Genomic DNA, 24,236 nt, shown 5'->3' on the forward strand with positions numbered 1-24,236 from the left:
TACCGGTCAGTAACACCGATTGCCAGGCTCAGCCGATGATCACCCCTTAGCATCGCGCACGTGGAACAGCGATACCTCGGCCGCAGCGGCCTCCGCGTGTCCAGGACGGCACTGGGCACGATGACATGGGGCCGCGACACCGACGCGGACGAGGCCGCCACCCAGCTCATGGCCTTCGCCGACGCCGGCGGCACCCTCGTCGACACCGCCGACGTCTACTCCGAAGGCGAAGCCGAACGCATCCTCGGCACCCTCCTCGGCGAAGTCGTCCCCCGCGACGAACTCGTCCTCGCCACCAAAGCCGTCGCCCGCCGCACCGAAGGCCCCTTCGGCGGAGGCGCCTCCCGCGGCGCCCTCCTCTCCGCCCTCGACGGCTCCCTGCGACGCATCGGCGTCGACCACATCGACCTCTGGCAACTCCACGCCTGGGACGCCGGCGTCCCCATCGAGGAATCACTGTCCGCCCTCGAACAGGCCATCTCCTCCGGCAAAGTCAGATACGCCGGCATCTCCAACTACAGCGGCTGGCAACTCGCCACCGCCGCACTGACACCCACCACCTACCCGCTCATCTCCACCCAGGTCGAGTACTCCCTGCTCGAACGCGGCATCGAACGCGAAGTCGCCCCCGCCGCCCTGCACCACGGCCTCGGACTCCTGCCCTGGGCACCCCTCGGCCGCGGCGTCCTCACCGGCAAGTACCGCAACGGCACACCACCCGACTCCCGCGGCGCGTCCGCCCACTTCGCCGGCTACGTCGAACAACACCGCAACGACCGCGCCGCCCGCATCGTCCAGGCGGTCTCCACCGCAGCCGAAGGCCTCGGCACCTCGGCGTTGTGCGTCGCCCTGGCCTGGGTCCGCGACCGCCCCGGAGTCGTCTCACCCGTGGTCGGCGCCCGCGACACCAACCAGCTCCTCGCCTCGCTGGAAGCTGAAGAGCTGACGTTGCCACCTGCGATCAGGGCCGCACTGGACGATGTCAGCGCCATCGAACTGGGCTACCCCGAACGCCCCATGCCCTGACCTCCCTCTCTTGGCTGCTTGTTGAGTTGCGCTTTGAGTGCTCCGGACTGTTGTTAGTTGTTGAATTTAGTCAACACTGAAGTTATAGAGATTAATGCTGCGAAGCCGCGGAACGGAGTTTCACCCCACCCCTTGCGTGACCTCCGACGGAACGTCGTGGATGCTGGAAGACGACGACTTCTTACGGAGGACCCGATCTTGCGCCGGCTCGCTGCTCTGATCCTGACCACCGCCGCTCTGACAGCGTGCGGCCAGAGCGAGGGGTCGCAGGACCCGCTGCAGGTCGCCGAAGTCCTCGAGGCCGCCAAGCCGGCCCTCTCCCCCGCCCAGACCGGCACGCCGCCCGGCACCATCACCCCCGGCGGCACGTTCCACGAGGGCGACACCACGCTGAAGTTCCAGGTCAACGGCCGCGACGTCGAACTCGACCGGCTGCGCAGCGCGGTCTTCGAGATGACCACCGACGACAAGGGCGCGCAGACCAGGGGCCCCGGCCTGCGCGCGGGCGACGGCGCCACCAACGCCGTCCCCGACCGCTTCGGACGCCTGCTCGTCGTCGACACCCGCGGCGGGGAGTTCATCGCGTTCTCCATCAACCCGCTGATCATGCGTCAGCGCTACCCGATGCCCGGCACGCCCTACGGCATCGCCTACGACGCCAAACGCGACATCGCGTGGATCACGCTCACCGAGCGCAACGAGGTCGTGGGACTCAACGTCGCCGCTGGAGAACCGGCCGAGAAGTACCGGTTCCCCACCGTGCGTCAGCCCAACACCGTCAGCGTCGACCAGGAATCCGGACGCGTCACCGTCACGTCCAGCGACAACGGAGGGATACAGGTGATCTCACCATGAACGAAGGGGTGATCGACGGGGACTGGGAATACCGGCCGCTGCGTCTGCCGCCCGGCATCTCCCGCCGCACCGCGACCACGCAGCTGGCCATCCACGCCGAGTTCGCGGGCTGGGAACTCTCCCGCACGCTGCTCTACGGCGACGGCTCCCGCAAGATCTGGCTCCGCCGCAAGCGCCAGCCCGACCTGGTACCAGGCCTCATCACCTGACCACCGGCCCGTCGCCGAACGCGACCGGCTCGCACTCGGCGATGAAGTCCGCCGGAAAGCCCCGCTCGAACGGGGCCGCCGCCTCCAGGCGCGCGACCGCTTCCGGCGGCAGCACGACCTCGCCCAGACAATCGAGCACCTGCTCCGGTGTCCGCGCGCCCACCAGCGGCAGCGCCCCGGACGCGCGCACCCACGCCAGCGCCACCTGGGCCGGCGTCGCACCCAGCTCCTCCGCGACCACCCGCACCGCCCCGGCCACGCCCGCCTCCCGCTCGGACAGCGGGCCGGACCGCTGCGTGCCGCCGGAGAGCTTGCCCGCCGCCAGCGGCGCCCACGCCGTCACCGTCAGCCCCAGCGCCGACGCCATCGGCAGCAACTCCCGCTCCACATCGCGCTGCAGCAGGTTGTACGGCACCTGCAACCCCGAGAACGCCGTCCAGTCCCGCCACTCCGCCAGCGTGTTCGCCCGCGCCACGAACCACGCCGGCGCGTCCGACACCCCGACGTAGAGCACCTTCCCCGCCCGCACCACGTCGTCCAGCGCCCGCATCGTCTCCTCGACCGGCGTGTGCCGGTCCCACAGATGCACCCACAGCACGTCCACGTAGTCCGTCCGCAACCGCCGCAGCGACTGCTCCAGTGACAGCACCAGGTTCTTGCGGTGGTTCCCGCCCGCGTTCGGGTCTCCGGCGTCCCGCGACAACGCGTACTTGGTCGCCACCACGAACCGGTCCCGCCGCGTCAGCACCGCACCCAGCACCTCCTCGCTCTCGCCGTAGGCCGAAGCGGTGTCGAGGAAGTTCCCACCGGCGTCGGCGTAGGCGTCGACGACCCGCCGCGCGAGGTCCTCCGAACGCAGCGTCATCGTGCCCAGCAACAACTCCGAGACGCGCAGGCCGGTCCGGCCGAACAGTCGGTATCTCATGATCCACAGCATCGCCGCGCACGGCGCACCGAGGGAGACCGGCTCAGGGCCCCTCTAAACTGGCCGATCATGGCCGACAACGCACTGGGCCGCTTCCTGCGCGCCCGCCGTGAAGCCACCACTCCCCCGGCCACCGGGCGCCGCCGCACCCCCGGCCTGCGCCGCGGCGAGCTCGCCGACCGAGCCGGCATCAGCGTCGAGTACCTCACCCGCCTCGAACGCGGCACCGACCGCTCCCCCTCCGGCCAGGTCCTCTCCGCCCTCGCCGACGCCCTGGCGATGACCGCGGACGAACGCGTCCACCTGTACCGCCTGATCAAGGCCGGCACGACCTGCTCCCCTGCCCCGCCTCCGCCGCTGCGCCCCACGGTCAGAGCGATGTTGGACACCCTCGAACCCGCCGCGGCCGCCGTGCTCTCCCCCGCCGGTGACGTCCTCGCGAGCACCGCACGATTCCGCGAGATCTCCGGCCTGCAGGACGAGCACAACCTCGTCCGCTTCGCCTTCAGCCCGCGGGCCAAGGCCCACTACCCCGACTGGGACCAGGTCGCGACCGACCGCGCCGCCACCCTCCGCGCTGCCGCTGACCTGGGCGATCACTCCGCCGCAGCGCTCGCCTTCGAACTCTCGGTCACTGCCGGCGCGGCTTTCACGGACCGCTACGACGCCGTGGCGTCCCTGCCTCCGGCCACCGGCACAGAACGCTGGGGCTCCTACCTCTTGGCGTACGAGACGCTCTACTTGGCGGGCGAAGGCGAGCATCGGTTGATGGTCTTTTTCAGTCAACACTGAAGCTATAGAGTCTGACGAGACACGGACGGATGAAAGAATCACCGTCATGCCCCGCCCGGAAAAACCGCTCGACCCGTTCGCCGGGCCTGTTGAACAGTTCGCCTTCGACCTGCGCAAGCTCCGCGAGAAGGCCGGCTCCCCCGGCTACCGGGAACTCGGCAGGCTCAGCCACTACTCCGCCAGCACCCTCGCCGACGCCGCCCGCGGCCAGCGGCTGCCCAGCCTCGCCGTGTCACTCGCGTTCGTCCGTGCCTGCGGCGGCGACGAAGAGGTGTGGGAACAACGCTGGCGCGAGATCAGCGAGGCCGAGCCGCAGCACCCCGCGGGCGACTCCCCCTACGTCGGCCTCAAGGCGTTCACCGAGCACGACGCCGACCGCTTCTTCGGACGGGAACGGCTCGTCGGCAAGTTGCTGGGCAAACTGGAGCACCACGACACCGTGCTCGTCGTCGGCGCCTCAGGCTCGGGCAAGTCCTCGCTGCTCAGGGCCGGTCTGCTGGCCCGCACGCGAGGGGAGCTGATCACTCCGGGCACCCACGAGACACTCCCCGCCGTCGACGGCCTGCTCGTGGTCGACCAGTTCGAGGAGATCTTCGCGCTCCCCCACCGCGACGAGTTCATCACCGCGCTCACCCGGCGCGACGGCCAGACCGTGATCGGCATGCGCGCCGACTTCTACGGCCACTGCGCCCGCCACCCCGACCTGGTCGCCGCCGTCGAGAACGCCCAGGTCCTGGTCGGCCCGATGAGCACCGACGAGCTGCGCAAGGCCATCACCCAGCCCGCCGTCGAGGTCGGCTGCGCCCTCGAGACCGGACTCGTCGCGCGTCTCATCGCCGACGCCACCGGCGAACCGGGCGTCCTCCCCCACGTCAGCCACGCGCTGCTCGAAACGTGGCGGCGCAAGCGCGGCAACACCCTCACGCTCTCCAGCTACCACGAGAGCGGCGGCATCGCCCGCGCGATCGCCAACACCGCCGAGAACGCCTACACCGGCCTCGACGAGCGGCAACGCGTCCAGGCCCGTCAGGTCTTCCTGCGCCTGATCACCCCGGGTGAAGGCACCGAGGACACCAAACGCCACGTCAAACGGTCCGAACTCGCGGCCGACGACGTCGTCGAGCACCTCGCCGCCGCGCGCATCCTCACCGTCGACGACGACAGCGTCGAGATCAGCCACGAAGCCGTCATCCGCAGCTGGCCGCGCCTCAAAGACTGGCTCGCCGAGGCGCGCGACGACCTGCGCGTGCACCGCCGGCTCACCGCCGCCGCCGCGGACTGGGAGGCGCACGGCCGCGACCCCGGCTCGCTGTACCGAGGGGTGTCGCTCACCCAGGCCACCGACTGGGCCGAGCGCGAACCCGACGCGCTCAACGCCGCGGAGAAGGCGTTCCTCGACGCCAGCAAAGCCGCGCTCCAACACGACCTGGCCACCGTGAAACGCCGCACCACCACCTTGCGGCGTGTGGTCGCGATGCTCGCCGCGCTGCTGCTCGTCGCCACCACCGCGACCGTGTTCGCCGTACGGGCGCAACGCCAGACCACCGAGCAACGCACCATCGCGCTCGCCCAGAAAGCCATCGCCGAGGCCAACGGCCTGCAGGACCGCGATCCCGGCCTCGCGAGTCAGCTCCGCCTCGCCGCCTACCGCCTGACGAGCCTGCCCGCAGCACGCGACAGCCTGCTGAGCACCTTCGCCGCACCCCAGATCACCATCGCCAGGGGCCACGCGGAGGCCGTGTCGTTCGCGTTGTTCAGCCCTGACAACAAGCTCATGGCCTCGGCCGCCGACGACAAGTTCGTCATCATCTGGGACGTGGCCGACCGCCACCACCCGGTCGAGCTCGGCAGGGTGCACGCCGGCGACGACGCCACCCACGGCATGGCGTTCAGCCCGGACAGCCGGACCCTCGCCTCAGCGGGCTGGGACGGCACCATCCGTCTGTTCGACGTCTCCGACCCGCGCAAGCCCGTGGAGAAGGCCCGCGTCACAGGGCACGAGGGCCAGGTCGAGGCCGTCCAGTTCACCCCGGACGGCCGCACGCTCGTCAGCAGCGGCGAGGACGGGACCATCCGGCTCTGGGACGTCTCGGGCGCCGTCACTCTCGCGCGCACCATCAAGGCCCACGACGAGGTCGTGCACGCCATCGCGCTGAACGCCGCCGGCACCATCGTCGCGTCGGTCTCCTGGGACGACACCGCCCGGCTCTGGGACCTCGCGACCGGCGAGAACCTCTCCACGATCACGTCAGCCCTGGGTGACGTCTCCTCCGACGGCATCGCCTTCTCCCCCACCGGTCTGCTCGCCACCGGCGGTGACAACGGCGGCGTGCGGATCTGGGACGCCAGCGACCCGCGCAACCCCGTGCTGCTCGGCGTCGCGCCCGGACACATCTTCTCCGTGCACACGCTGGCGTTCTCCCCCGACGGCAGGTTCCTCGCCACCGGCGGCGGCGACAAGACCACGCGCATCTGGGACGTCTCCGACCCGCGCGACATCCGCCTCGCCGCAGCCATCACGGGTCACACCGACATGGTGTGGTCGATCGCCTTCAGCCCCGACTCCCGGCAGGTGGTCACCGCCACCACCGACGCCGAGGTCCGCGTGCTCGACCTCGCGAACCTCAACCCCCCACGCCACCGCGAGACGGTCTGGAAACTCGACTACGACCCGGCCGGCAAGTTCTTCACCACCGTTTCCTCCGACGGTGACGTCAGGCTGTGGCGCCCTGAGGACCGCCACGCCGAGCAGCTCTCCGCATTGCCAGGACTGCCCGCGATCGAGGAGTCGGCCACCGTCGACGTCCATCCCGGCGGCAAGCTGCTGTTCGCCTCGACCTACACCGGCAGCGGTCTGTGGGACGTCAGCGATCCTGCCCGCCCGCACTTGCTGAGCAGTGCGATCACCGGCACCCAGGTGATCGAGGCGGCGTCGTTCAGCTATGACGGCACCACGCTCGCCGTAGCCGAGAAGAACGGTCTGGTGGGGCTCTGGAACATCACCGATCCCGCCAGCCCGGTGAAGAAGGGCAGCTTCGCGGTGCCCACGGCGGACCACGTGTGGCAGATCGAGTTCTCCCAGGACGACCGGACGCTCGTCGTCGCGAGCGGCGCTCGCGAGCTGCAGCTCTGGAACGTGAGCGATCCGGCCTCGCCCCGCGCGTACCCCGCTTTGCGCACCGACGAGAACCCGGACCCGATTCGCCGCGGCGGCCAGGCCGGCCGGCAGGAGGTCATGACGGTGGTCATCCACGGCAACGTCATGGCGTTCGCGAACATGAACTCCAGCGGCGCGCTGTACGACATCAGTGATCCCGCACAGCCGCGCGAGCTGGGTTCCCTTCCCAACGACGGCGGACCGCTGCAGCGCCTCGCCTTCTCCCCCGACGGCACCCTCATCGCGGCCGGGACGACCGACGACCTGGTCCGCGTGTGGGACGTGCGCAATCCCCGAAACCCCCAGGTCCGGGCAGTGCTGCACGGTCACACCGAACGGGTGTGGGGCGTGGCGTTCTCTCCCGACAACCGCACCCTGGCCACCACCGGCGCGGACCGCACCGTCCGTGTGTGGGACATCGACGTCGAGGCGACCGCAGCCCGCGTGTGCGCCACTACGACGGCGCACCTGTCCACTCGTCATTGGGAGCAATACTTCCCCGGCGTCGAACCGAGGCCTCTCTGCTGAACAACACCGCTCACCTTTCCTTTCGCCCTAGTTGTAGTGCGAAAACGTTGTGCGGTGTCGATGCAGGGGTGCCGCACAACAACGTTCGTGCAACGCGAGCGGCCAACCGGCGGAAGATGACGCTTCAGTCAACACTGAAGCAATAAAATTAACCGAACTGGTTGTAGATATGATCAGATTCTGAGCCATGGAGCTCGTGCCGCACGAAGTCGGGGTCGCTCACAGCGCACTGCCGCACGACGAAACGTCCGCCCGTGCCCTGCTCGCGCAAGCCGCGGCCCAGGGCCTGCACACAGTCGTCGTCACCGCCGAGGAAGGGGACGAGCGCGCGATCGCCGTGCTGCGCGAACTGCGCGCGGAATGGCAGACGGAGGGCGGCCGCATCACCGCCCAGCTCGACACGGACGCAGAGGGCCAGTTGCAGCACCTCTGGGGCCTCACGGCGGACGAACGTGCCGCGTGGCTCACCGCGTTCCCCCGCCACGACGACCCGAACTGGTGGATGCACCGCCTGCTCGTCCTCAACCACCACCCGGAGTGGTCACCGCTCAAGGACTGGCTGGTCGACGAGCACGTGCGGCTCTTCGGCCGGCCGCCCGGACGGCGCCGCCCTAGCGCGGCAGGCCGCTGAAGTCGGGCTGGTGGAACCGCAGGATCGGGGGGATCGGGTCCTCCTTCGGGGTGTCCCGATCCGGCTGGACCGCGGCGAACGTCAGCACCGGCACCCTCGGTACGCCCACGGCGATCACGTCCCCGTGCGTCCCGGCGATCCACATGACGCCGGTGTCGGCGATGTTCGCGACCACGTTCAGGTCCGGTAGCACGAACTGCACCAGCGCGAGGCCACCGGGCATCTCCGCGAGCCCGGCGACGTGCTGGTTGGGCTGCCACGGGAACAGCGTGATCGCCACGGGCGTCCACTGGGCCGAGTTCTCCACCGCCGTCACCGCGTCGCGGTACCAGCGGCTGATCTCGACCGACGTCGGGATGCCGAGCAGCCCGAAGACCAGCGCGAGCCCGCCCACGACCAACCCGGCCGGGGCGACCGGGAACAGGCTCAGCAGGACCACCACCGCGCCGGCGCCCGCCGGAACGGCCGCCCACAGCCACGCCCGCACACCCCACCGCATCCCCCGGTGGGCCCGCGCGGTCGCCGCGTCGTCCAGCGGCCGGCCGAGCGGCCGCTCCACCCGCTCACGCACCGGGCAGCTGCTCGCCGCGTCCTCGTCGCGGTCGACCTTGGCGTTCTCCATCTTGGCGAACCCCGCCGCCCGCAGCACGGCCCGTCCGCCGGCGTCCGGGCCGCAGACGAAGACCTCCTGCCGTTCGAGCACCATGTCCGGCAGGTCCTCGAACCAGCCCTGGAGCACCACGCCGTCCAGGAGCAGCCGATCGGTCCCGTCGGCGTGCTTCTCCAGCACCTGAGCCGGAACCCGCCGCCACGGCTGCTCCAGCAGCCCACGCCGCTCGGCCTTCGTCTCCGACCGGTACATCAGCGGGCCGAGCCCGCACACGAGCGTGACCAGCGCGAGCACCACGAACGCGCTGATGTTCCCCGGCGTCGACGGCAACAGCCAGCACGTCACCGCGCCGGCACCGGCCACGACGGCGATGCCGCCCAGCGTCCTCGCGCCCCAGCGCAGGTCCTGCAGGATCAGGCCCGTGGACCAGTCGTCCTTCGCGGGCACGTCCGTCCGCGGTTCCAGGTACTGCACCGGCCCCTCCTACTTCGGCAGGTCGCTGTAGTCGTTCCGCCGGATCCGTCGCCACCACGACATCGGGTCGCTCCCCCGGCCGGCTCGATCGGGGAACACGACCGCGGTCATCAGCCCACCGGTGCCCGGCAGCCCCACGGCCAGCCGGCCTCGGTGCGTGCCCGCGACCCACATGACGCCGGTGGCGGCCACGTTCGCGACCAGGTCGGAGTGCGGCTGCGGAAACCGCACCAGTGCGGGCCCACCGGGCAGGTCGGCGATCCCGGCGACGTGGTGCCCGCGTCGCCACGGCAACAGCCTGACAGGCACCGGCGTCCATGCCTCCGAGCCCGCCACCGCCCTGGTGTTGCCGCGGCTCTGGAGGAACGCCTCGACCGACCAGGGCCAGGAGCGCAGACCGGGGATCAGCACCGCGACCGCGATCAAGCCGGCCGGTGCGAGCGGCGACACGCTCAGCGCGATCAGCACGCCCACGACCAGGAAGTTCACCACCGGGAGCACCCAGAACAGATGCCCGAGCACGCGCATCATCTCGACGCTGTCCTGGAGCAGCGGCTCCTCCGAAGGGCTGACCATCGGCCGCTCGACGCGTTCCGCCGCCCGGTACTCCCCCTCGTCGGTGGACGCCACGTACATCGACGTCGAGCCGGCGGCCCTGATCAGCGCACGGCCCTCCGGGTCCGGACCGAGGACGAAGACCTCCTGCCGTTCCGACACCACGTCCGGCAACTCGGCGAACGAACCTTTGAGGACCAGGCCGTCGAGCAGCAGACGATCGGCCATGTCGTTCTCCTGCTTCTCGGCGACCATCGCCGGTACGCGCCGCCACGGCTCGTCCAGCAGGCCACGCCGTACCGCACGCCGGATGCGCCGGTTCGGCAGCAACGCGCCGAGGGACATCACCACGAGCACGCCGAGCACGATCCTCGCGGCGGTGTTGCCCGGCGACGACGGCAGGAAGAACGTGGCCACGAACGTGACGGCCACGACGAGCGACCCGAGGTGGTGCCGCACGCCGATGCGGACATCCAGGAGCGCGAGACGGGTCGACCAGTCGTCCTTCGCGGGCACGTCCGTCCGCGGTTCCAGGTAGTGCAGCACCAGCCCCCCAGCTATGCCTTGGCGGCCACCTCCCGGATGAGGTTCGCGAGTTCGGCGGGCCGCTCGAGCGGAAGCATATGTCCCGCGTCCGGCAAGATCACCGACGTCCCGCCGAACTTCACCGCGTCCGACTCCGCCACGAGCCGGTCCTCGTCCCCCACGACGGCGACGACGGCCTTCTCCTTGGCCACGGTCAGCCCGGCCTCGCGGTCGTAGCGGTCCACGGCGGGGCGGAACAGCGCGACCGTCTCCGGCCAGTGCCCCCACACCATGTCCGCCGTCAGGTCGACGTCCTCGTCCGCTGGCTCGTCGCCGAACAGCCACCACCGCAGCCCGGCGGTCTTGGTCGGCTCGATCTTCTCCCGCACCGCGCGCACGATCGGCCCGAACGCCCGTTCCAGCTCCCGCACCAGCTTCCCGACGGCCTTGGGCCACGCCAGCGACGTCTCGGACAGGCCGCTCGCCGCCGTGGACACGAACACGTTGCCCAGCACCCGTTGCCGGAACAGCCGCGGCCTGCGTTCGGCCATCGCGAGCGCCGCCATGCCGCCCATCGAGTGCCCGGCGATCACGACCTGGCCCTGCGGAACCGCGCGTTCGATCAGCTCGCCCAGGTCCTCGCCGAGCTGGTCGATCGTGGCCGTCTCCTTGGACGCGCCGTCCGACCTGCCGTGGCCGCGGTGGTCGTAGGCGATGACCTGGAACTCGGGGCTCAGCAGCTCGACGACCTTGTGCCAGCTGCGGTGGTCGAGGGCGTACCCGTGCGCGAGCACGACCGTCACCGGTGCCTCGGGGTCGCCCGCGCGCAGCACGTTGAGCTCGGTTCCGTCTTCCAGCCGCACCATGCGGAGTTCCTTTCGCCGTGTCGTCTGATCGTCCTAACGAGACGACCCGGCGAAAGGACACGCCCTAAACGCGGCCCAGCACCACGTCCGGCGGCAGCTGGCCGCCACCGACGCCCGGCACACCGCGGAAGTCGTAAGCCGTCGCCGTGCCGCCGGGCTGGATGATCCACGCCTCCCCCGGCCCGCCCCCGGCCAGCACCGACTGCACGGCCTCCGCGACGTCCGAGGGCGTCAGCAGCGGGAACGAGACCGCGGCGAACTCCTCCTTCGCCGCGCCCAGCAGCAACGTGTCGACGAACCCGGGGCACAGCGCGGAGACCGTGATGTTGTCGCCCGCCAGTGCCTTGCCCGCAGCCCGCGCGTACCCGACGACCGCGTGCTTGGTCAGCGTGTAGAGCGGATCGGACGGCATCGCGGCGATCCCCGCCAGCGACGCCGTGATCACGACCTTCCCGCCGCCCTGCCGCCGCAACGCCGGCACGGCCGCGCAGAGCCCGTACACGACGTGGTCGACGTTGACGCCGACCAGTTTGCGGTATCGGGCGACGTCCAGCGCGTCCACACCGGTCTGCCCGCCACCGATCCCGGCGTTGAGCTGCACGACGTCGAGGCGGCCGAGCTCCTCCTCCGCCTGTGCCACGGCGGCGGGCATGGTCGCGGGATCGCTGACGTCACCGGCGATGGCGATGCCGCCCACCGCGGACGCGACCCGGTGCGCGCCGGCGGCGTCGAGGTCGAGCACCGCCACCTTCGCCCCGAGCTTCGCGAGCCGGCGCGCCACCGCGGCGCCGATCCCTCCCGCGCCGCCCGTGACCAACGCGACCCGGCCGGTCAAGTCCACAGTGGACACGGCGGTCTCCTCAGCTGTTGCGCAGGAATCGGTCGAGGACCCGGACGCCGAACTTCAGGGCGTCCACCGGCACGCGCTCGTCCACGCCGTGGAAGAGCCCGGAGAAGTCGAGGTCGGCGGGCAGCTTCAGCGGCGCGAAGCCGAAGTTGCGGATGCCGAGCGTCTGGAACGACTTGGCGTCCGTGCCGCCGGAGAGCATGTAGGGCAGCACGCGGGCGCCGGGGTCCTCGGCGATGATCGACGCCGTCATCGCGTCGACCAGGGCGCCGTCGAACGTCGTCTCGACCGGCGGCAGGCCGATCCACTCGCGTTCCACGTCCGGGCCGAGGAGCTCGGCGAGCTCGCGGTCGAACGCCTCCTCGCGGCCCGGCAGGATCCGGCAGTCCACAGTGGCCTCGGCGGTCGACGGGATGACGTTCGCCTTGTACCCGGCGGAGAGCATCGTCGGGTTCGCCGTGTCGCGCAGCGTTGCGCCGATCATCCGCGACAGCGCGCCGAGCTTGCCGATCGAGCCCTCGATGTCGTCTTCCGGGAAGTCCAGACCGGTGATCTCGGTGACGCCGTCGAGGAACTCGCGCACGGACGGGCGGATGATCAGCGGCCACTGGTGCTGGTCGAGCCTGGTAACGGCGGCGGCGAGCTTCGCCACGGCGTTGTCGCGGTGGATCATGCTGCCGTGCCCGGCGGTGCCCTTGACGCGCAGCTTGAGCCAGCGGATGCCCTTCTCCGCGGTCTCGACGAGGTAGGCGCGGACGTCGTCCTTGAGCGTGATCGAGAAGCCGCCGACCTCGCTGATCGCCTCGGTGACGCCCTCGAACAGCTCGGGCCGGTTCTCCACCAGCCACTTCGCGCCGTAGAGGCCGCCCGCCTCCTCGTCGGCGAGGAACGCGAACACGATGTCGCGCGGTGGCACGACGTTCTCGCGCTTGAAGTGCCGGGCCAGGGCCAGCGTCATGCCGACCATGTCCTTCATGTCGACCGCGCCGCGGCCCCACACGTACCCGTCCTGCACGGCTCCGGAGAACGGGTGCACCGACCACTCCGAGGCGTCGGCGGGCACCACGTCGAGGTGGCCGTGCACGAGCAGCGCACCACGGCCGGGGTCGGCACCCTGCAGGCGCGCGACCACGTTGCCGCGGCCTTTGGCGCCCGACTCCACGTAGGTCGTCTCGTAGCCGACCTCGGACAGCTTCTCGGCCACCCACTCGGCGGCCGCCCGCTCCCCCACGACCGTCGCGGGATCACCCGTGTTCGTCGTGTCGATCCTGATCAGCTCACTGACGAGGGTGACGACCTCGTCCTCCACCAGTGCCAGTGCGTTCCCCGTTGTGCTCACCCCGTCTTCCTACCATCCGTCAGAACACCGACCAGCCCGTGAGAGTGGTGAAACGGTCCAGCGCGTCGACACCCGCGACGGAGTTGCCGCGTGCGTCCAATGCTGGACTCCACACGCAGATCGCGCACTTCCCGGGGACGACCGCTATGATCCCGCCGCCGACGCCGCTCTTGCCGGGCAGGCCGACGCGGTAGGCGAACTGGCCGGCGGCGTCGTAGGTGCCGCACGTGAGCATCACGGCGTTGACGCGCTTGGCGCCGCTGACGCCGAGCAGCCGGGTGCCGTCGTTGCGGACGCCGTGGCGGGCGAGGAAGAGGGTGGCGCGGGCAAGATCAGCGCAGCTCATCGCGATCGAACACTGCCGCACGTACTCGTGCAGGACCACGTCGACGGGGTTGCGCATGTTGCCGTAGGAGGCCATGAAGTGCGCGAGCGCGCGGTTGCGATCGCTGTGCTCGAGCTCGGACTTGGCGACCTCGGGGTCGACGTCCAGCGCCGGGTTGCCGCTCTCCTGCCGCAGGAACTCGAGCAGCCGGTCCGCGGCGCCGAGGCCGAGGTGGTCGGTGACGACGACCGCGCCCGCGTTGATGAACGGGTTGCGCGGAATGCCCTGCTCGGTCTCCAGCTGGACCAGCGAGTTGAACGGCGACCCGGACGGCTCGCGGCCGACGCGGCTCCACACGTCGTCGTTCTCGGCGAGGGCCAGAGCCAGCGTGAACGCCTTGGAGATGCTCTGGATCGAGAACGGCCTGTCGTACTGCCCCGCGCCGAAGACCTCGCCGTCCAGGGTGGCGACGGCGAGGCCGAAGGCGTGCGGGTCGATCCTGGCCAGTGCGGGGATGTAGTCGGCTACGGCACCACCTGGCGTGACCTCTGAGGCGATGCGGTCCACCAGCTGCTGCAGCTCCATGCGCTCATCCCATCACGGGACGAGCATCACGCCACCGTGAACTCGTAGAACTTGGTGGGCTGGCCCGCGACGACGGTGCAGGGGACGTGGACGACGCCGATCCAGGTGGGCTCGCCGTTGTCGTAGCGCGGCGTCAGCGCCAGGTCCGCGTTGCCGAGGTTGATCGACGTCGTGCCGGCGTTGGCCAGCGTCAGCGCGGGCAAGGTACCGCTGGCGACGACCTGGAACGTGCCGGACGAGGGAACCGGCGTGTTCGGGATGGTCAGCGTCGACGACAGGTTCTGGACGCTGCCCGCGTTGTCCACGGCGATGTTCGTGGTGAGCGTGCCGTCGACGGAACGGCCGCCGATCCACCACAGCGTGTTGCGGACGTCGTCGGACACGGTGGACGTCACCGTCGCCGACGCCGGCTCGGTCGGCACCCCGACGGCGGCCGAGTCCGGCAGGTTCGGTGAGCTGACCACGGTCGGCACGTCGTGCGTGCCCGCGACCGAGAACTGGCACGAGTAGGTGAGGCTCAGCTCGGCGGTCGCGGCGGAACTCGTGCCGGCCGTCGCCACGCTCAGCGCTCCGGCAACCATCAGAACTGCGGCTGCGCGCGTGAAAAGTCCGGTCTTCATCTGCAGGGACCTCCTGAGTACGTCATTGAACTGCAAGAAGGCGATGGTGCGTTACTCGTCAGTAAGGTAGCCAGCTTCGATTCGGCAAGGCAAGCGAAAACCGGCTTTTATCACCTGCGTACGAAATGGCTTCCCGCTGTTTGTCAGTCGCGCAGCAACAAATAGTGCGCGCGCAGGGCGAGTTCGAGGTTGAACCGCTCCTCCGCGTCGTGCATTCGGTCGCCGAAGAGTTCGTCCAACTGGTTGACGCGGTAGCGCACGGTCTGCGGGTGCACCTTCAGGCGGGCGGCGACCTCGGGCGCCCCGCCGCGCGCCGACAGCCACACCAGCAGCGTCTCGGCGAGCTTGGTGCGTTGCAGATCGGTGAGCGGCGCGAGCGGCGCCAGAGCCCGTCCGGCGAGCTGCCGGGCCAGGAACTCGTCCGCGAGCACGGTCAGTTCGACGATGTGGTCGGCGCAGTCGAGGACCGGCCGGTCCGGCAGCACCTTCTCCCTGGAGAGGGCGAGGACCCGGCGTGCGCAGGCCAGTGACCTGCGCACGTCCTGAGGAGCCACGGGCAGGCCGACCGCCGCCCGCCATCCCGGCAGTGCCCCGCGCAGCCAGCGCGTCACCGCCGCCGGGTTCGGCACCAGCAGGTACGGCGTGGCGTCCTCGAAGTTCACCAGCACGTCGGCCGGCAGGTCGTCCGCGGGCGCGGAGGACGGCTCGAGCGCGACGGCCACCAGCCGGTCCGGCATCGGCCAGGCCGCCGCCCGCGCCGCGTCCAGCACCACCTGCCAGTTGCCGGCGGAGTCGCCGACGAGCAGCTCCATCAGCTTGCGCCGCTTGCGTTCCAGCGTGCCCGCCGCACTCGCCTGCGCGGCCGCGTACCCCTCGACCGACAGGCTCACCAGCTCGTCGACGTGCGCGAACATCGCCTCGCCCAGCACCGACATGAGGCGCAGCGACAGCTCGCGTCGTTCCGCGAACCCGCAGACGTGCCGCCACGCCACCCGCGCGCCGATCCGGTAGGCGGCCTGCAGGCTGTCGAGGCTGCGCCCGGACTTGAACTCCCACGCGCCGAGCTTGCGGTGGATGTCGTCGTGCGGATCGGGTTCGGCATCCGGTGCGGCGATGCGGTCGACGAACTTCACCAAGGCCTGCCGGATTCCGTCGACCACGTTGTCCCGGAACGCGCTGTATTCCGGGATCGATTTCTCGATCGCCTCGAAAATGCTCACCGAAACGGGCGCCACTTCCTTTCGGAGCAATGGCGCCAGTTCGCGCGGGACCGATCTGCGCGGATCGTCCAGCCCAGTCACGGTGGCGAGTGTAGGAGTAAAACGGAACCGGGTCGTTCAGCCAACTGGACCAAATGGTTCACACGAAGAACAGCCGTGCGATGGCATCGCGTGCGACCAGGAACCCGGCGATGCCGAGAATCCAGCCCGTCGTGCTCGCACCCTTCTCCGCGAACCACGTGCTGATCCTCGTGAGGAACGGCTCGATCCTCTCGCCGAGCGCGAGCCTGCCGCCGAGCAGCAGCAGCGCCGGCACGATCATGACCAGGCAGTACCCGGCGAGCAGCAGTCCGACCTGGCCCGCGTTCAGGTCGGCGGCGCTCATCATCCCGATCGCACCCAGGTAGGGCAGCATCGTCGCGAGCTCGACCACGCCCGCCAGCACCGCGACGCCGGCCAGCGCCGGCGTCGATCCACTGGTGCGGCGCTGCCACTTGCCCGTGTCCAGCTTCTTCTTGCCGTCGAAGCGGAAACTGATCGCGAACAGGAGGACGCCGATCACCAGCTGGGCCCAGTCGACCACCTTGCCGTCGAGGTGACCGACCACCTGCGAGGCGCCGAGCACGATCAGAACGCCGACCGCGAAGTAGAAGACCGTGATCGTGCCGAGGTAGACGGCGAACCTGCTCAGCTTCAGCCGCCCCGGCGTGAGCATCAGCCAGATCGGGATGAACAACGTCCCGATGCTCGTCGAGTCGAGCAGCGCCAGCCCCGCCAGCGCCGCCACCAGTCCCAGTGTCATGTGCTCCCCCACAGTCGTTCGAGGTGGCGGCCGATCACGCGCGCCGCCAACTCCCCTGTCATCACTTCGGGCTCCAGCGCCCGTTGCGCCGTCACCCCGTCGACCAGGGCCGCGAGCCCGACGGCCTCCCCGCCGTCCAGGCCCGCGACCTCCAGCACGTCCCGGCACAGATCCCTGATCACCCGCGCGCCCTCCACGTGCCGTTGAAGCAGCACGGGATTCGCCGCCGCACGAGCAGCGAACGCAAGCCACACCCGTGCGCGCGCCGCGTCGTCCACGAGCGCGATGGCGCACAACGCCTTGTGCAGCCGTTCCTGGAGACTCCCCTCCTGCGCCAGCACCGCCCGCACGCTCGCCGTGAGCTCCTCGGTGAGCTGGTCCTGCGCGAACAGCAGCAGCTCGTCCTTGCTGCGGAAGTACTTCTGCAGCAGGCCCGTGGTGGCGCCCAGCTCCCTGGCGATCCTGGGCAGGCTCGCCGCGTCCAGCCCCTCGGCGTCGACCACCCGGTAGAGGGCCGTCACCACCTGCTGACGCCGTTCGACGGGATCCGCACGTTTTGGCACAGTCGTGAGATTACGTCCTTAATCTGATCACGGCAACTTCGCGCGCAACCCTGCGGCCTGCTGCGGCGTCGAACACCTCGTGAAGCGTTGGATCTGGGCGGCAGTGGCCGTGGCGCCGGTCGTCGCGGGCGCGATCTGGTGGGCGCTGCCGGACACCACGGACGTCGCGGTCATCACCGCGATCAACCCCGACGGCACCGTGCGGTGGGTCGACGGCGAGATCCGGCCCGCCGAGGAGAACAACTCCGTGGTCCACGAACTGCCTGGCGACACGCGGGTGTCGCGGCTAGCCGACGACGTGGTCATCCACACGCCGTTCGGATGCGGGGAACCGCAGGCCCTCTCGCTGACCTGGCTCGGCATGGGCGCGGTCGAGTGCACTCGCGCGGACTTCCTGGCGAAGGCCGATCCGCCCTACGCGCCGCGGCTGACGTTCAACGGCGACGGTGAGATCACCGAGATTCAGGGGCGGTACCACCCGTAAGTCATGACATCTGTCATGGGGAACTGATGTGTGACGGCACTGCCGGTCCACCGTTTCTCCCGAGATCGTTTACCTCATGACAGCGATCGAGGTGCGGGGGCTGACTCGCCGGTACAGCGGAGGTTTCGAAGCTGTACGGGGCGTGTCATTTGATGTGGAGCGGGGCGAGATGTTCGCGCTGCTCGGCACGAACGGCGCGGGGAAGACCTCGACCGTGGAGGTCGTGGAAGGGCTCTCACGCCCGGCCGAGGGGACCGTGCGTGTGCTGGGCCACGACCCGTTCGCCGAGCGCAAGCTCGTCCGGCCGCGGATGGGCGTGATGCTGCAGGAGGGCGGTTTCCCGCCCGACCTGGCCGTGACCGAGGCTGCGCGGATGTGGGCCGGGACGCTGACGTCGCCGCGACCCGTCGACGAGGCGTTGTCCCTGGTCGACCTGGCCCATCGGGCGTCGGTGCGGGTGAAGCAGCTGTCCGGCGGTGAGCGGCGGCGGCTGGACCTGGCCCTGGCGCTACTGGGGAAGCCGGAGGTGCTGTTCCTCGACGAGCCGACCACCGGGCTCGACCCGGAAAGCCGGCGCAACACGTGGGAGCTCATCCGCGCCCTGTTGCGCGAGGGCGTGACCGTGCTGCTGACCACGCACTACCTGGAGGAGGCGCAGGCGCTGGCCGACCGGCTGGCGATCATGCACCGCGGCCGCATCGTGGCGCAGGGAACGGTGTCCGAGGTGGTCGACGCGTATCCGTCGCGCATCTCGTTCGTGCCGCCCGCGGGGATCCCGCTGCCCGTCGTCGCCGACGTGGAGTCGTCGGGACGCGTGACCGTGCGGACCAACGAACTGCAGTCCACCCTGCACGAGCTCCTGGTGTGGGCTCGGCACAACAACGTCGAGCTGTCCGGTTTGGACGCCCGGTCGGCGTCGCTCGAAGAGGCGTTCCTGGCGATCGCGGAGGAGGCCGCATGAGGGCCGTGGCTGTGGGACAGGCCGAGCTGAAGTTGTTCTGGCGCAACCGGACCGCGCTGTTCAACTCGTTGCTGCTGCCGTTGTTGCTGGCGCCGGTGCTGTACTCGGTGGACGCGGACGGCGTGCCGCTGGTCGTCGGGTTGATCGGGTTCGCGCTGCTGATGGCGGTGTACTACAACCTCGTGACGACGTTCGTCGCGCGGCGTGAGGAGCTGGTGCTCAAGCGGCTGCGCGTCGGCGAGCTGACCGACCCGGAGATCCTGGCCGGCGCCGCCCTGCCGTCCGTCGTGGTGGCCTTGGGGCAGATGGTGCTGTACACCGTGGTCGTCGGGCTGGTCACCGGCGTCGCGCTGCCGACGCGGCCGTGGTTCCTGCTGCTCGGCGTGCTCGGCGGCGTCGCGGTGTTCGTGCTGCTGGCGGCGGCGTCCTCGGCGTTCACCCGGACCGTGGAGATGGCGCAGGTGACGTCGTTGCCGGTGCTGATGGCGTGCATGTTGGGCTCCGGCCTGATCTTCCCGCTCTCGGTGCTGCCCGACGAGATCGCCTCCGTGCTGCAGTACCTGCCGCTGACGCCGGTGCTCGAACTGCTGCGCGCCGGGTGGGCCGACGGACCCGTGCTGAAGCCGTTGATCGTCCTGGCGGTGTGGATCGTCCTGGGCACCTACGCTGTGCAGCGGTGGTTCAGGTGGGATCCGCGGAGGTGAACTTGCTCGGCTGGTGGCGGTCGCGTGGCAACGCGGCGCGGTTCGACCTGTTCGTCCGCTACACGTTCTACCTCAGCTACGTGTTCCTGCCGCCGTTGCTGCTCACCAGCCTGGCCCCGGAGATCAGCACGGCCGCCCTGGTCGTGCTGATCGCGGTGCTGCTGACCTACGTGGTCATGAGCTGCCGCCTGGTCCACCTCGGCATCGAGCACCACCTCGGCCGGGGCCCGTTCCCGCGCACCCTGCTGACGACCTACCTGGCCGCCACCTGCGCGGCACTGGCCGCCGGCGCGCTGACCTACCCGGATCCGTTGCCCGGCAAGCCCGACAGCCCGGGCGACGGCATTTCGGTGATCTTCCTGGTCCTGGCGATCACCACCCTGTCCGCCGTGCTCCGCCCGCGCTACGTCGTGCTGGCGGCTTTCGCGGGCGGCGCCTGGATGCTGCTCACCGCCCCGCCCGGCCACGCCTTGTTCGTCACCCTCATGCTGCAGTTCCTGGTGGTCGCGTTCCGCTCGACCCTGTGGATGCTCGCGATCGTCTGGGAACTCGACCGCTCCCGCGAAGTCCGCGCGAACCTGGCCGTGGCCGAAGAACGCCTCCGCTTCGCCCGCGACCTGCACGACGTGGTGGGCCGCAACCTCTCCGCCGTGGCCCTGAAGGCCGACCTGGCAGCCCAGCTGGCCCGCCGCGGCCGTTCGTCGTCGGCGGTGGACGAGATGCTGGAGGTCCGCCAGATCGCACAGGACTCCCTGGACGAACTCCGCGAGGTGGTCAGCGGCTACCGCACCGCCGACCTCGCCGTGGAACTGGCGGGCGCCCGCTCACTCCTCGCCTCCGCGGGCATCGACTGCCGGGTGATAGGCGACGTGACGTTCGACGGCGAACCGGCAGGCGCGCTGGGCTGGGCGGTCCGCGAGGGCGTCACCAACGTCCTGCGCCACAGCGAGGCCAGAACGTGCACGATCACGTTGCGCGGCAAGGTCCTCACGATGACGAACGACGGCGTCTCGCTGAACGCGTTCCGCTTCGGCAGCGGCCTGACGGGCCTGCACGAACGCGTAGCGGCCCTGGGCGGCTCCGTAACGGCAAGCCGGGAAGCCCCCAACCGCTTCGTCCTCACCGTGGAGCTCCCGTGATCCGCATCCTCCTGGCCGACGACGAACACCTGATCCGAGGCGCCATGGCCGCCCTGCTCTCGCTGGAGGACGACCTAGAGGTGGTGGCCCAAGCCGCCACCGGCGCCGAGGCAATAGCCACCGCCCGAGTGGTCCGCCCAGACGTGGCCGTGATCGACCTGCAAATGCCAGACCTCGACGGCGTAGCGGTAGCCCAGTCCCTGGCGCTCGAACTGCCCACGTGCTCCACCATGATCGTCACCAGCCACGGCCGCCCAGGACACCTGAAACGCGCACTGGCAGCAGGGGTCCGAGGCTTCCTCCCGAAAACCGTCTCCTCGGACGTCCTGGCCACAGTGGTCAGAACCGTCCACACAGGCGGCCGCTACGTGGACCCGGCCCTGGCCGCCGAGGCCATCAGCGCCGGCGACAGCCCCCTGACCCCACGAGAAGCAGACGTCCTGGAACTGGCACTGGAAGGCGCCCCCATCGACGAAATAGCCCGCCGCGCCTCCCTCTCCCCCGGCACAGTCCGCAACTACCTCTCCTCAGCCGTGGGCAAAACCGGCGCTTCGAACCGCCACGAAGCAGCCCGCTTCGCCAGGGCAAAGGGCTGGATCTAACTCTCCCACCACCGCAGAACCCTCATCGCGTAGAAGGTGAGCCACTTCGACGGCACCCCCTTCTCCACGTCGATCCAAACCAGACCCGCCCAGCTTGCAACCAGGTCCCATCCGCCTGCCGGGCAGCCCGAACCACCTCAACAGCCTCAGCCATCCGAGGATCCTTCCTCCCAGCAGCCCGGAAGTAGTCCAAGGCGTTGAGCGCGCTGTCCCCCCACCGAAACGGCGACCGGAACTCAAAGGCCCACTCCCCCACAGCCACCCCGGTGGACAACCGCTTGTAGAGCGCCCGCTCCAACAGGTACTCCTCCCCGCGCTCCCGAGCAGCCTGAGTCCCCACAGTCCCGCCAGTAGCGACCTCGTGAGCCAGCAACCCCTTCAGCGAGTTGAGCGTCGAGTGGAACGAGGACCGAACCGACCCCTCAACCCACTCGCAGTTCCACTACCGTCCTCAAGCTGATGCTCCACGAACCAGTCGGCAATCCCCTCAACCGCCGCCCCAAGCCACACCCCGTTGGCCAAGGTGTTGATGCAGCAGTCCACCTCACCACCCCAATAGGGCAGATCCTCGTACTCCCACCGACACCCGGCGTCAAGCAACTCAACGGTCCCCTCAAGCGCCGCCGGCTCAAGCCCCCACTCCCGCAACGAGGTCAACGACCAGGTGGTAGCCGTCCAGGGCTGCCCCTCCTCCGTCCCGTCGAACCCAGCGGGAAAGAAGGCCCCACCACCCCACATCCCATCCGCACCCTGAAGCCTCACCAACCGAGCCCCGAACCCCTCACGACCGACCCGAGCCCGAGTAGCCCGCCAGACAGCCTCAGGCGCCCCCACAGATCCCGCTCGACCTGCCACCGCAACGCAGGGTCGGAGTCAAGCAACCACCCAGTAACCTCAACCACACCCCGGCCCTAGCCCGCAGCCCGCCGACCAGCACAGACACAACCCAGTCCCCCCGATTTTGGCGCGCGCTGACGATCATGTAACCTATGCACACACCACGGCGCGAGCCGGGGCACAACTCAATACGTCCGGGTGGCGGAATGGCAGACGCGCTAGCTTGAGGTGCTAGTCCCCGAAAGGGGGTGGGGGTTCAAGTCCCCCCTCGGACATTCTCTTATCCCACGGGATTCCCAAGAATCCTGTGGTGTAATTCATGTTTCGACTACTTTTACGTCAGCACACCAATCCAACGCGAGCGCCGGTTGAACTGGACGACGAGCAGGTTCCGCGGTTTTCAGCGTTAGTGATGCGGGTCGAATTTCAAGACGCTCGCCGTCGTAGTGAATCTGCAGGCGTTGCTCGCGGACTTGATCGACCAACTCCCTGCCCACACCTTTCTCCACGGTTCCAGCGGTCCGCACGAGTAGATGTGGCAGTGCCTCGAGCAGGTGGTCTTCTCGGACGTAGAGGTTCCTCGGTTCGCCGTCGGAACGTCGCTTGGCGCTGGTGAAGCCATGCCGGCATCGATAGCCAGCCCGCCCGTGAACCCAGTGCCCGTCCATCCGTCGGCCACACAACCCACATACAACGAGCCCAGCCAGCATGCAGGAACGGACTTCGCCGTCCTTGGCAGGCTTCGCCACCCGCATCCCCTGCACCGCAACGAAGGTCTCGTCATCAACGAGAGGCTCATGCGCGATCCGCTCGGACACCTCCCACTCGCTCACCGGGTTCCACCGCAGCGCACCCGAACCGCGCCCGCCGGGACGTCCGCCAGGCCCGTGACCAGTTGTACTGCTTCGGTTCCACACCTGCCGACCGGTGTAGCGCGGGTTCTCCAGAATCATCGCCACCGTCCGCACGATCCACCGCCCCCCCCCGACCTATGCGCGTTCCGCTCAGGATCCGCACTCGACGGACACATCACGCCACGGTCGTTGAGCTCCCGCGCCAACGACGCCACCGTACGACCGCGAGCACGCTCGGCGAACATCCACCGCACCCACGGCGCCGTCACCGGATCCGGCGCCAACACCTGCACACGCCGACCCCACCGCCCACGCACCGGATTCGGATGCCGTCCACCATCAACAAGCCGATACCCATACGGTGGACGACCACCCAGGAACCGGCCCTGCACCCGCGTCTGAGACCGCATCGCCGCCAACACCCGCTGCCGCGCCCGCGCCACCTCACGCTGCGCCTGCGCACCCAACAACACCATCAACGCCTCGTGCACGGGGCTGCCGAGTTCCACAGGGCCACCCGCTTCCGGCAACCACACCGCGACGCCCAGCGCATTGAAACCAGATACGACTTCACGGAACTGATCACCGTGAAACGCCCGCTCGTACTCCCCAACCACGACCGCATCGAACTCACGACCAGGGTCTGCGGCAGCGGCCAGCAACGCCGCCGCTTCCGGACGGTCCAGCCACGACCACCGCCGCGACACACCCACATCGAAGAACTCCGCGACGACAGAGCCGACACCCTCGATCAACTCAACCGACACGGCGCGCTGCCATGCACGCGACGTCTGCACATCCTGAAACGTGCTCGTCGACATCCGGCCATAGAACGCAAAACGCACGCCAGGCACCTCAGACGGCGCCACTGGACGACGACGCCCCATCAACGCGGCAACCAGTTCGGCATTCGTCAACGTGGCCACAGTCAGCTCCCTCGGTCAAACGGAGACCCAGCTGCCAAAGACATCGTGACGACATCCTGCCCATCTCCACCCGAACAGCCCAAGAGCAAGCCACACCAGACATCAGGCCAACTCACCATCACGGCAAGCCAACTCAGATGTCACCTAACGGTGCAGCAGACCCGACGTAGTGCCGTGGCGGGTTTTGAACTTCAGCGGCGACCACCGTCGCATGTGACGGCTGCGGTTGACTTTAGTCAACACTGAAACTACAGAGTAGACAATCCCTGCGCTGG

The 24,236-nt window shown here is 69.5% G+C and carries 23 protein-coding genes, 1 tRNA gene and 1 pseudogene; 12 read left to right on the plus strand and 13 right to left on the minus strand.

What is annotated here, in order from left to right:
- Positions 1-60: 60 nt before the first annotated feature.
- The 3 genes and pseudogenes from AB0M48_RS21240 to AB0M48_RS21250 all read left to right on the plus strand — a co-directional run bounded on the left by AB0M48_RS21240 (position 61) and on the right by AB0M48_RS21250 (position 2,090).
- The gene (locus tag AB0M48_RS21240) at positions 61-1,026 is read left to right on the plus strand and encodes an aldo/keto reductase (RefSeq protein ID WP_363844522.1); all 966 of its coding nucleotides are present in this window, start codon (positions 61-63) and stop codon (positions 1,024-1,026) included.
- Positions 1,027-1,443: 417 nt separating this feature from the next.
- Positions 1,444-1,881, plus strand: a pseudogene (locus AB0M48_RS21245) (hypothetical protein); the annotation flags it as partial.
- A complete protein-coding gene (locus tag AB0M48_RS21250; protein ID WP_166053823.1) occupies positions 1,878-2,090 on the plus strand; it encodes a DUF5703 family protein in 213 nt (70 codons plus the stop codon). The pseudogene AB0M48_RS21245 and the gene AB0M48_RS21250, both read left to right, overlap by 4 nt.
- On the opposite strand, the gene AB0M48_RS21255 is transcribed toward AB0M48_RS21250, so the two are convergent.
- On the minus strand, positions 2,083-3,015 hold the full coding sequence (locus AB0M48_RS21255; RefSeq protein WP_363844525.1) for an aldo/keto reductase: 933 nt from the start codon (positions 3,013-3,015) through the stop codon (positions 2,083-2,085). The genes AB0M48_RS21250 and AB0M48_RS21255 overlap by 8 nt on opposite strands.
- A 69-nt stretch (positions 3,016-3,084) precedes the next feature.
- On the opposite strand from AB0M48_RS21255, the gene AB0M48_RS21260 reads away from it, so the two are divergent.
- The 3 genes from AB0M48_RS21260 to AB0M48_RS21270 all read left to right on the plus strand — a co-directional run bounded on the left by AB0M48_RS21260 (position 3,085) and on the right by AB0M48_RS21270 (position 8,123).
- Positions 3,085-3,807, plus strand: coding sequence for a helix-turn-helix transcriptional regulator (locus tag AB0M48_RS21260; protein ID WP_363844528.1), 723 nt, complete (start codon positions 3,085-3,087; stop codon positions 3,805-3,807).
- A gap of 46 nt (positions 3,808-3,853) precedes the next feature.
- The gene (locus AB0M48_RS21265; RefSeq protein ID WP_363844531.1) at positions 3,854-7,492 is read left to right on the plus strand and encodes a hypothetical protein; all 3,639 of its coding nucleotides are present in this window, start codon (positions 3,854-3,856) and stop codon (positions 7,490-7,492) included.
- A gap of 187 nt (positions 7,493-7,679) precedes the next feature.
- Positions 7,680-8,123, plus strand: coding sequence for a hypothetical protein (locus AB0M48_RS21270; RefSeq protein ID WP_363844534.1), 444 nt, complete (start codon positions 7,680-7,682; stop codon positions 8,121-8,123).
- Here the strand turns inward: AB0M48_RS21270 and AB0M48_RS21275 are convergent.
- From AB0M48_RS21275 to AB0M48_RS21320, 10 genes are all read right to left on the minus strand, one after another.
- The gene (locus tag AB0M48_RS21275; RefSeq protein ID WP_363844537.1) at positions 8,104-9,207 is read right to left on the minus strand and encodes a hypothetical protein; all 1,104 of its coding nucleotides are present in this window, start codon (positions 9,205-9,207) and stop codon (positions 8,104-8,106) included. The two genes, AB0M48_RS21270 and AB0M48_RS21275, sit on opposite strands and share 20 nt — an antisense overlap.
- A gap of 9 nt (positions 9,208-9,216) precedes the next feature.
- On the minus strand, positions 9,217-10,308 hold the full coding sequence (locus AB0M48_RS21280; protein WP_363844540.1) for a hypothetical protein: 1,092 nt from the start codon (positions 10,306-10,308) through the stop codon (positions 9,217-9,219).
- An 11-nt stretch (positions 10,309-10,319) separates the two neighbouring features.
- Complete coding sequence (locus tag AB0M48_RS21285) at positions 10,320-11,153, minus strand: alpha/beta hydrolase (RefSeq protein ID WP_363844543.1); 834 nt, start codon at positions 11,151-11,153, stop codon at positions 10,320-10,322.
- A 64-nt stretch (positions 11,154-11,217) separates the two neighbouring features.
- A complete protein-coding gene (locus tag AB0M48_RS21290) occupies positions 11,218-12,003 on the minus strand; it encodes an SDR family NAD(P)-dependent oxidoreductase (protein WP_363844546.1) in 786 nt (261 codons plus the stop codon).
- 10 nt (positions 12,004-12,013) lie between these two features.
- Positions 12,014-13,339: a M20/M25/M40 family metallo-hydrolase gene (locus AB0M48_RS21295; RefSeq protein ID WP_363844549.1), complete on the minus strand. Its 1,326-nt coding sequence runs from the start codon at positions 13,337-13,339 to the stop codon at positions 12,014-12,016.
- Between the two features lie 19 nt (positions 13,340-13,358).
- Positions 13,359-14,249 carry a glutaminase gene (locus AB0M48_RS21300; RefSeq protein ID WP_363844552.1) on the minus strand — a complete coding sequence of 297 codons (891 nt, stop codon included), beginning with the start codon at positions 14,247-14,249 and terminating at the stop codon, positions 13,359-13,361.
- Between the two features lie 26 nt (positions 14,250-14,275).
- A complete protein-coding gene (locus tag AB0M48_RS21305; protein ID WP_258951411.1) occupies positions 14,276-14,869 on the minus strand; it encodes a DUF6801 domain-containing protein in 594 nt (197 codons plus the stop codon).
- A 143-nt stretch (positions 14,870-15,012) separates the two neighbouring features.
- Positions 15,013-16,089, minus strand: coding sequence for a helix-turn-helix domain-containing protein (locus AB0M48_RS21310; RefSeq protein WP_363844555.1), 1,077 nt, complete (start codon positions 16,087-16,089; stop codon positions 15,013-15,015).
- A 139-nt stretch (positions 16,090-16,228) separates the two neighbouring features.
- On the minus strand, positions 16,229-16,891 hold the full coding sequence (locus AB0M48_RS21315; protein WP_363844558.1) for a GAP family protein: 663 nt from the start codon (positions 16,889-16,891) through the stop codon (positions 16,229-16,231).
- Positions 16,888-17,454, minus strand: a complete 567-nt coding sequence (locus AB0M48_RS21320) for a TetR family transcriptional regulator C-terminal domain-containing protein (protein ID WP_363844561.1) — start codon at positions 17,452-17,454, stop codon at positions 16,888-16,890. The genes AB0M48_RS21315 and AB0M48_RS21320 overlap by 4 nt, the downstream gene beginning before the upstream one ends.
- Before the next feature lie 79 nt (positions 17,455-17,533).
- On the opposite strand from AB0M48_RS21320, the gene AB0M48_RS21325 reads away from it, so the two are divergent.
- The 6 genes from AB0M48_RS21325 (at position 17,534) to AB0M48_RS21350 (ending at position 22,456) form a co-directional block, all read left to right on the plus strand.
- The gene (locus AB0M48_RS21325) at positions 17,534-17,938 is read left to right on the plus strand and encodes a hypothetical protein (RefSeq protein ID WP_363844564.1); all 405 of its coding nucleotides are present in this window, start codon (positions 17,534-17,536) and stop codon (positions 17,936-17,938) included.
- 142 nt (positions 17,939-18,080) lie between these two features.
- Positions 18,081-18,899 (plus strand): ABC transporter ATP-binding protein, encoded by an 819-nt coding sequence (locus AB0M48_RS21330; protein ID WP_363844567.1) that lies wholly within the window; start codon positions 18,081-18,083, stop codon positions 18,897-18,899.
- Positions 18,896-19,603 (plus strand): ABC transporter permease, encoded by a 708-nt coding sequence (locus AB0M48_RS21335; protein ID WP_363844570.1) that lies wholly within the window; start codon positions 18,896-18,898, stop codon positions 19,601-19,603. Before AB0M48_RS21330 ends, AB0M48_RS21335 begins: the two co-directional genes overlap by 4 nt.
- Positions 19,576-20,742 (plus strand): histidine kinase, encoded by a 1,167-nt coding sequence (locus tag AB0M48_RS21340; RefSeq protein ID WP_363844573.1) that lies wholly within the window; start codon positions 19,576-19,578, stop codon positions 20,740-20,742. The genes AB0M48_RS21335 and AB0M48_RS21340 overlap by 28 nt, the downstream gene beginning before the upstream one ends.
- Positions 20,739-21,344 (plus strand): response regulator transcription factor, encoded by a 606-nt coding sequence (locus tag AB0M48_RS21345; protein WP_363844576.1) that lies wholly within the window; start codon positions 20,739-20,741, stop codon positions 21,342-21,344. The genes AB0M48_RS21340 and AB0M48_RS21345 overlap by 4 nt, the downstream gene beginning before the upstream one ends.
- Before the next feature lie 1,029 nt (positions 21,345-22,373).
- Positions 22,374-22,456: transfer RNA gene (locus AB0M48_RS21350), tRNA-Leu, on the plus strand.
- A 42-nt stretch (positions 22,457-22,498) separates the two neighbouring features.
- Here AB0M48_RS21350 and AB0M48_RS21355 read toward each other — a convergent pair.
- Complete coding sequence (locus AB0M48_RS21355; RefSeq protein WP_363845172.1) at positions 22,499-23,134, minus strand: recombinase zinc beta ribbon domain-containing protein; 636 nt, start codon at positions 23,132-23,134, stop codon at positions 22,499-22,501.
- On the minus strand, positions 23,131-23,961 hold the full coding sequence (locus AB0M48_RS21360; protein ID WP_363844579.1) for a recombinase family protein: 831 nt from the start codon (positions 23,959-23,961) through the stop codon (positions 23,131-23,133). Before AB0M48_RS21360 ends, AB0M48_RS21355 begins: the two co-directional genes overlap by 4 nt.
- Between the last annotated feature and the right edge of the window lie 275 nt (positions 23,962-24,236).

Origin of the sequence: Lentzea sp. NPDC051208 (genome assembly GCF_040682435.1) — a bacterium.
In the GTDB taxonomy this organism is placed as follows: Bacteria; Actinomycetota; Actinomycetes; order Mycobacteriales; family Pseudonocardiaceae; genus Lentzea; species Lentzea kristufekii.

What these genes read in the sequence shown, in the direction of transcription:
- AB0M48_RS21250 (WP_166053823.1), top strand. Translation starts at nt 1,878, where the DNA reads ATGAACGAAGGGGTGATCGACGGGGACTGGGAATACCGGCCGCTGCGT.
- AB0M48_RS21255 (WP_363844525.1), bottom strand. Translation starts at nt 3,015, where the DNA reads ATGAGATACCGACTGTTCGGCCGGACCGGCCTGCGCGTCTCGGAGTTG.
- AB0M48_RS21260 (WP_363844528.1), top strand. Translation starts at nt 3,085, where the DNA reads ATGGCCGACAACGCACTGGGCCGCTTCCTGCGCGCCCGCCGTGAAGCC.
- AB0M48_RS21265 (WP_363844531.1), top strand. Translation starts at nt 3,854, where the DNA reads ATGCCCCGCCCGGAAAAACCGCTCGACCCGTTCGCCGGGCCTGTTGAA.
- AB0M48_RS21270 (WP_363844534.1), top strand. Translation starts at nt 7,680, where the DNA reads ATGGAGCTCGTGCCGCACGAAGTCGGGGTCGCTCACAGCGCACTGCCG.
- AB0M48_RS21285 (WP_363844543.1), bottom strand. Translation starts at nt 11,153, where the DNA reads ATGGTGCGGCTGGAAGACGGAACCGAGCTCAACGTGCTGCGCGCGGGC.
- AB0M48_RS21300 (WP_363844552.1), bottom strand. Translation starts at nt 14,249, where the DNA reads ATGGAGCTGCAGCAGCTGGTGGACCGCATCGCCTCAGAGGTCACGCCA.
- AB0M48_RS21305 (WP_258951411.1), bottom strand. Translation starts at nt 14,869, where the DNA reads ATGAAGACCGGACTTTTCACGCGCGCAGCCGCAGTTCTGATGGTTGCC.
- AB0M48_RS21315 (WP_363844558.1), bottom strand. Translation starts at nt 16,891, where the DNA reads ATGACACTGGGACTGGTGGCGGCGCTGGCGGGGCTGGCGCTGCTCGAC.
- AB0M48_RS21335 (WP_363844570.1), top strand. Translation starts at nt 18,896, where the DNA reads ATGAGGGCCGTGGCTGTGGGACAGGCCGAGCTGAAGTTGTTCTGGCGC.
- AB0M48_RS21355 (WP_363845172.1), bottom strand. Translation starts at nt 23,134, where the DNA reads ATGATTCTGGAGAACCCGCGCTACACCGGTCGGCAGGTGTGGAACCGA.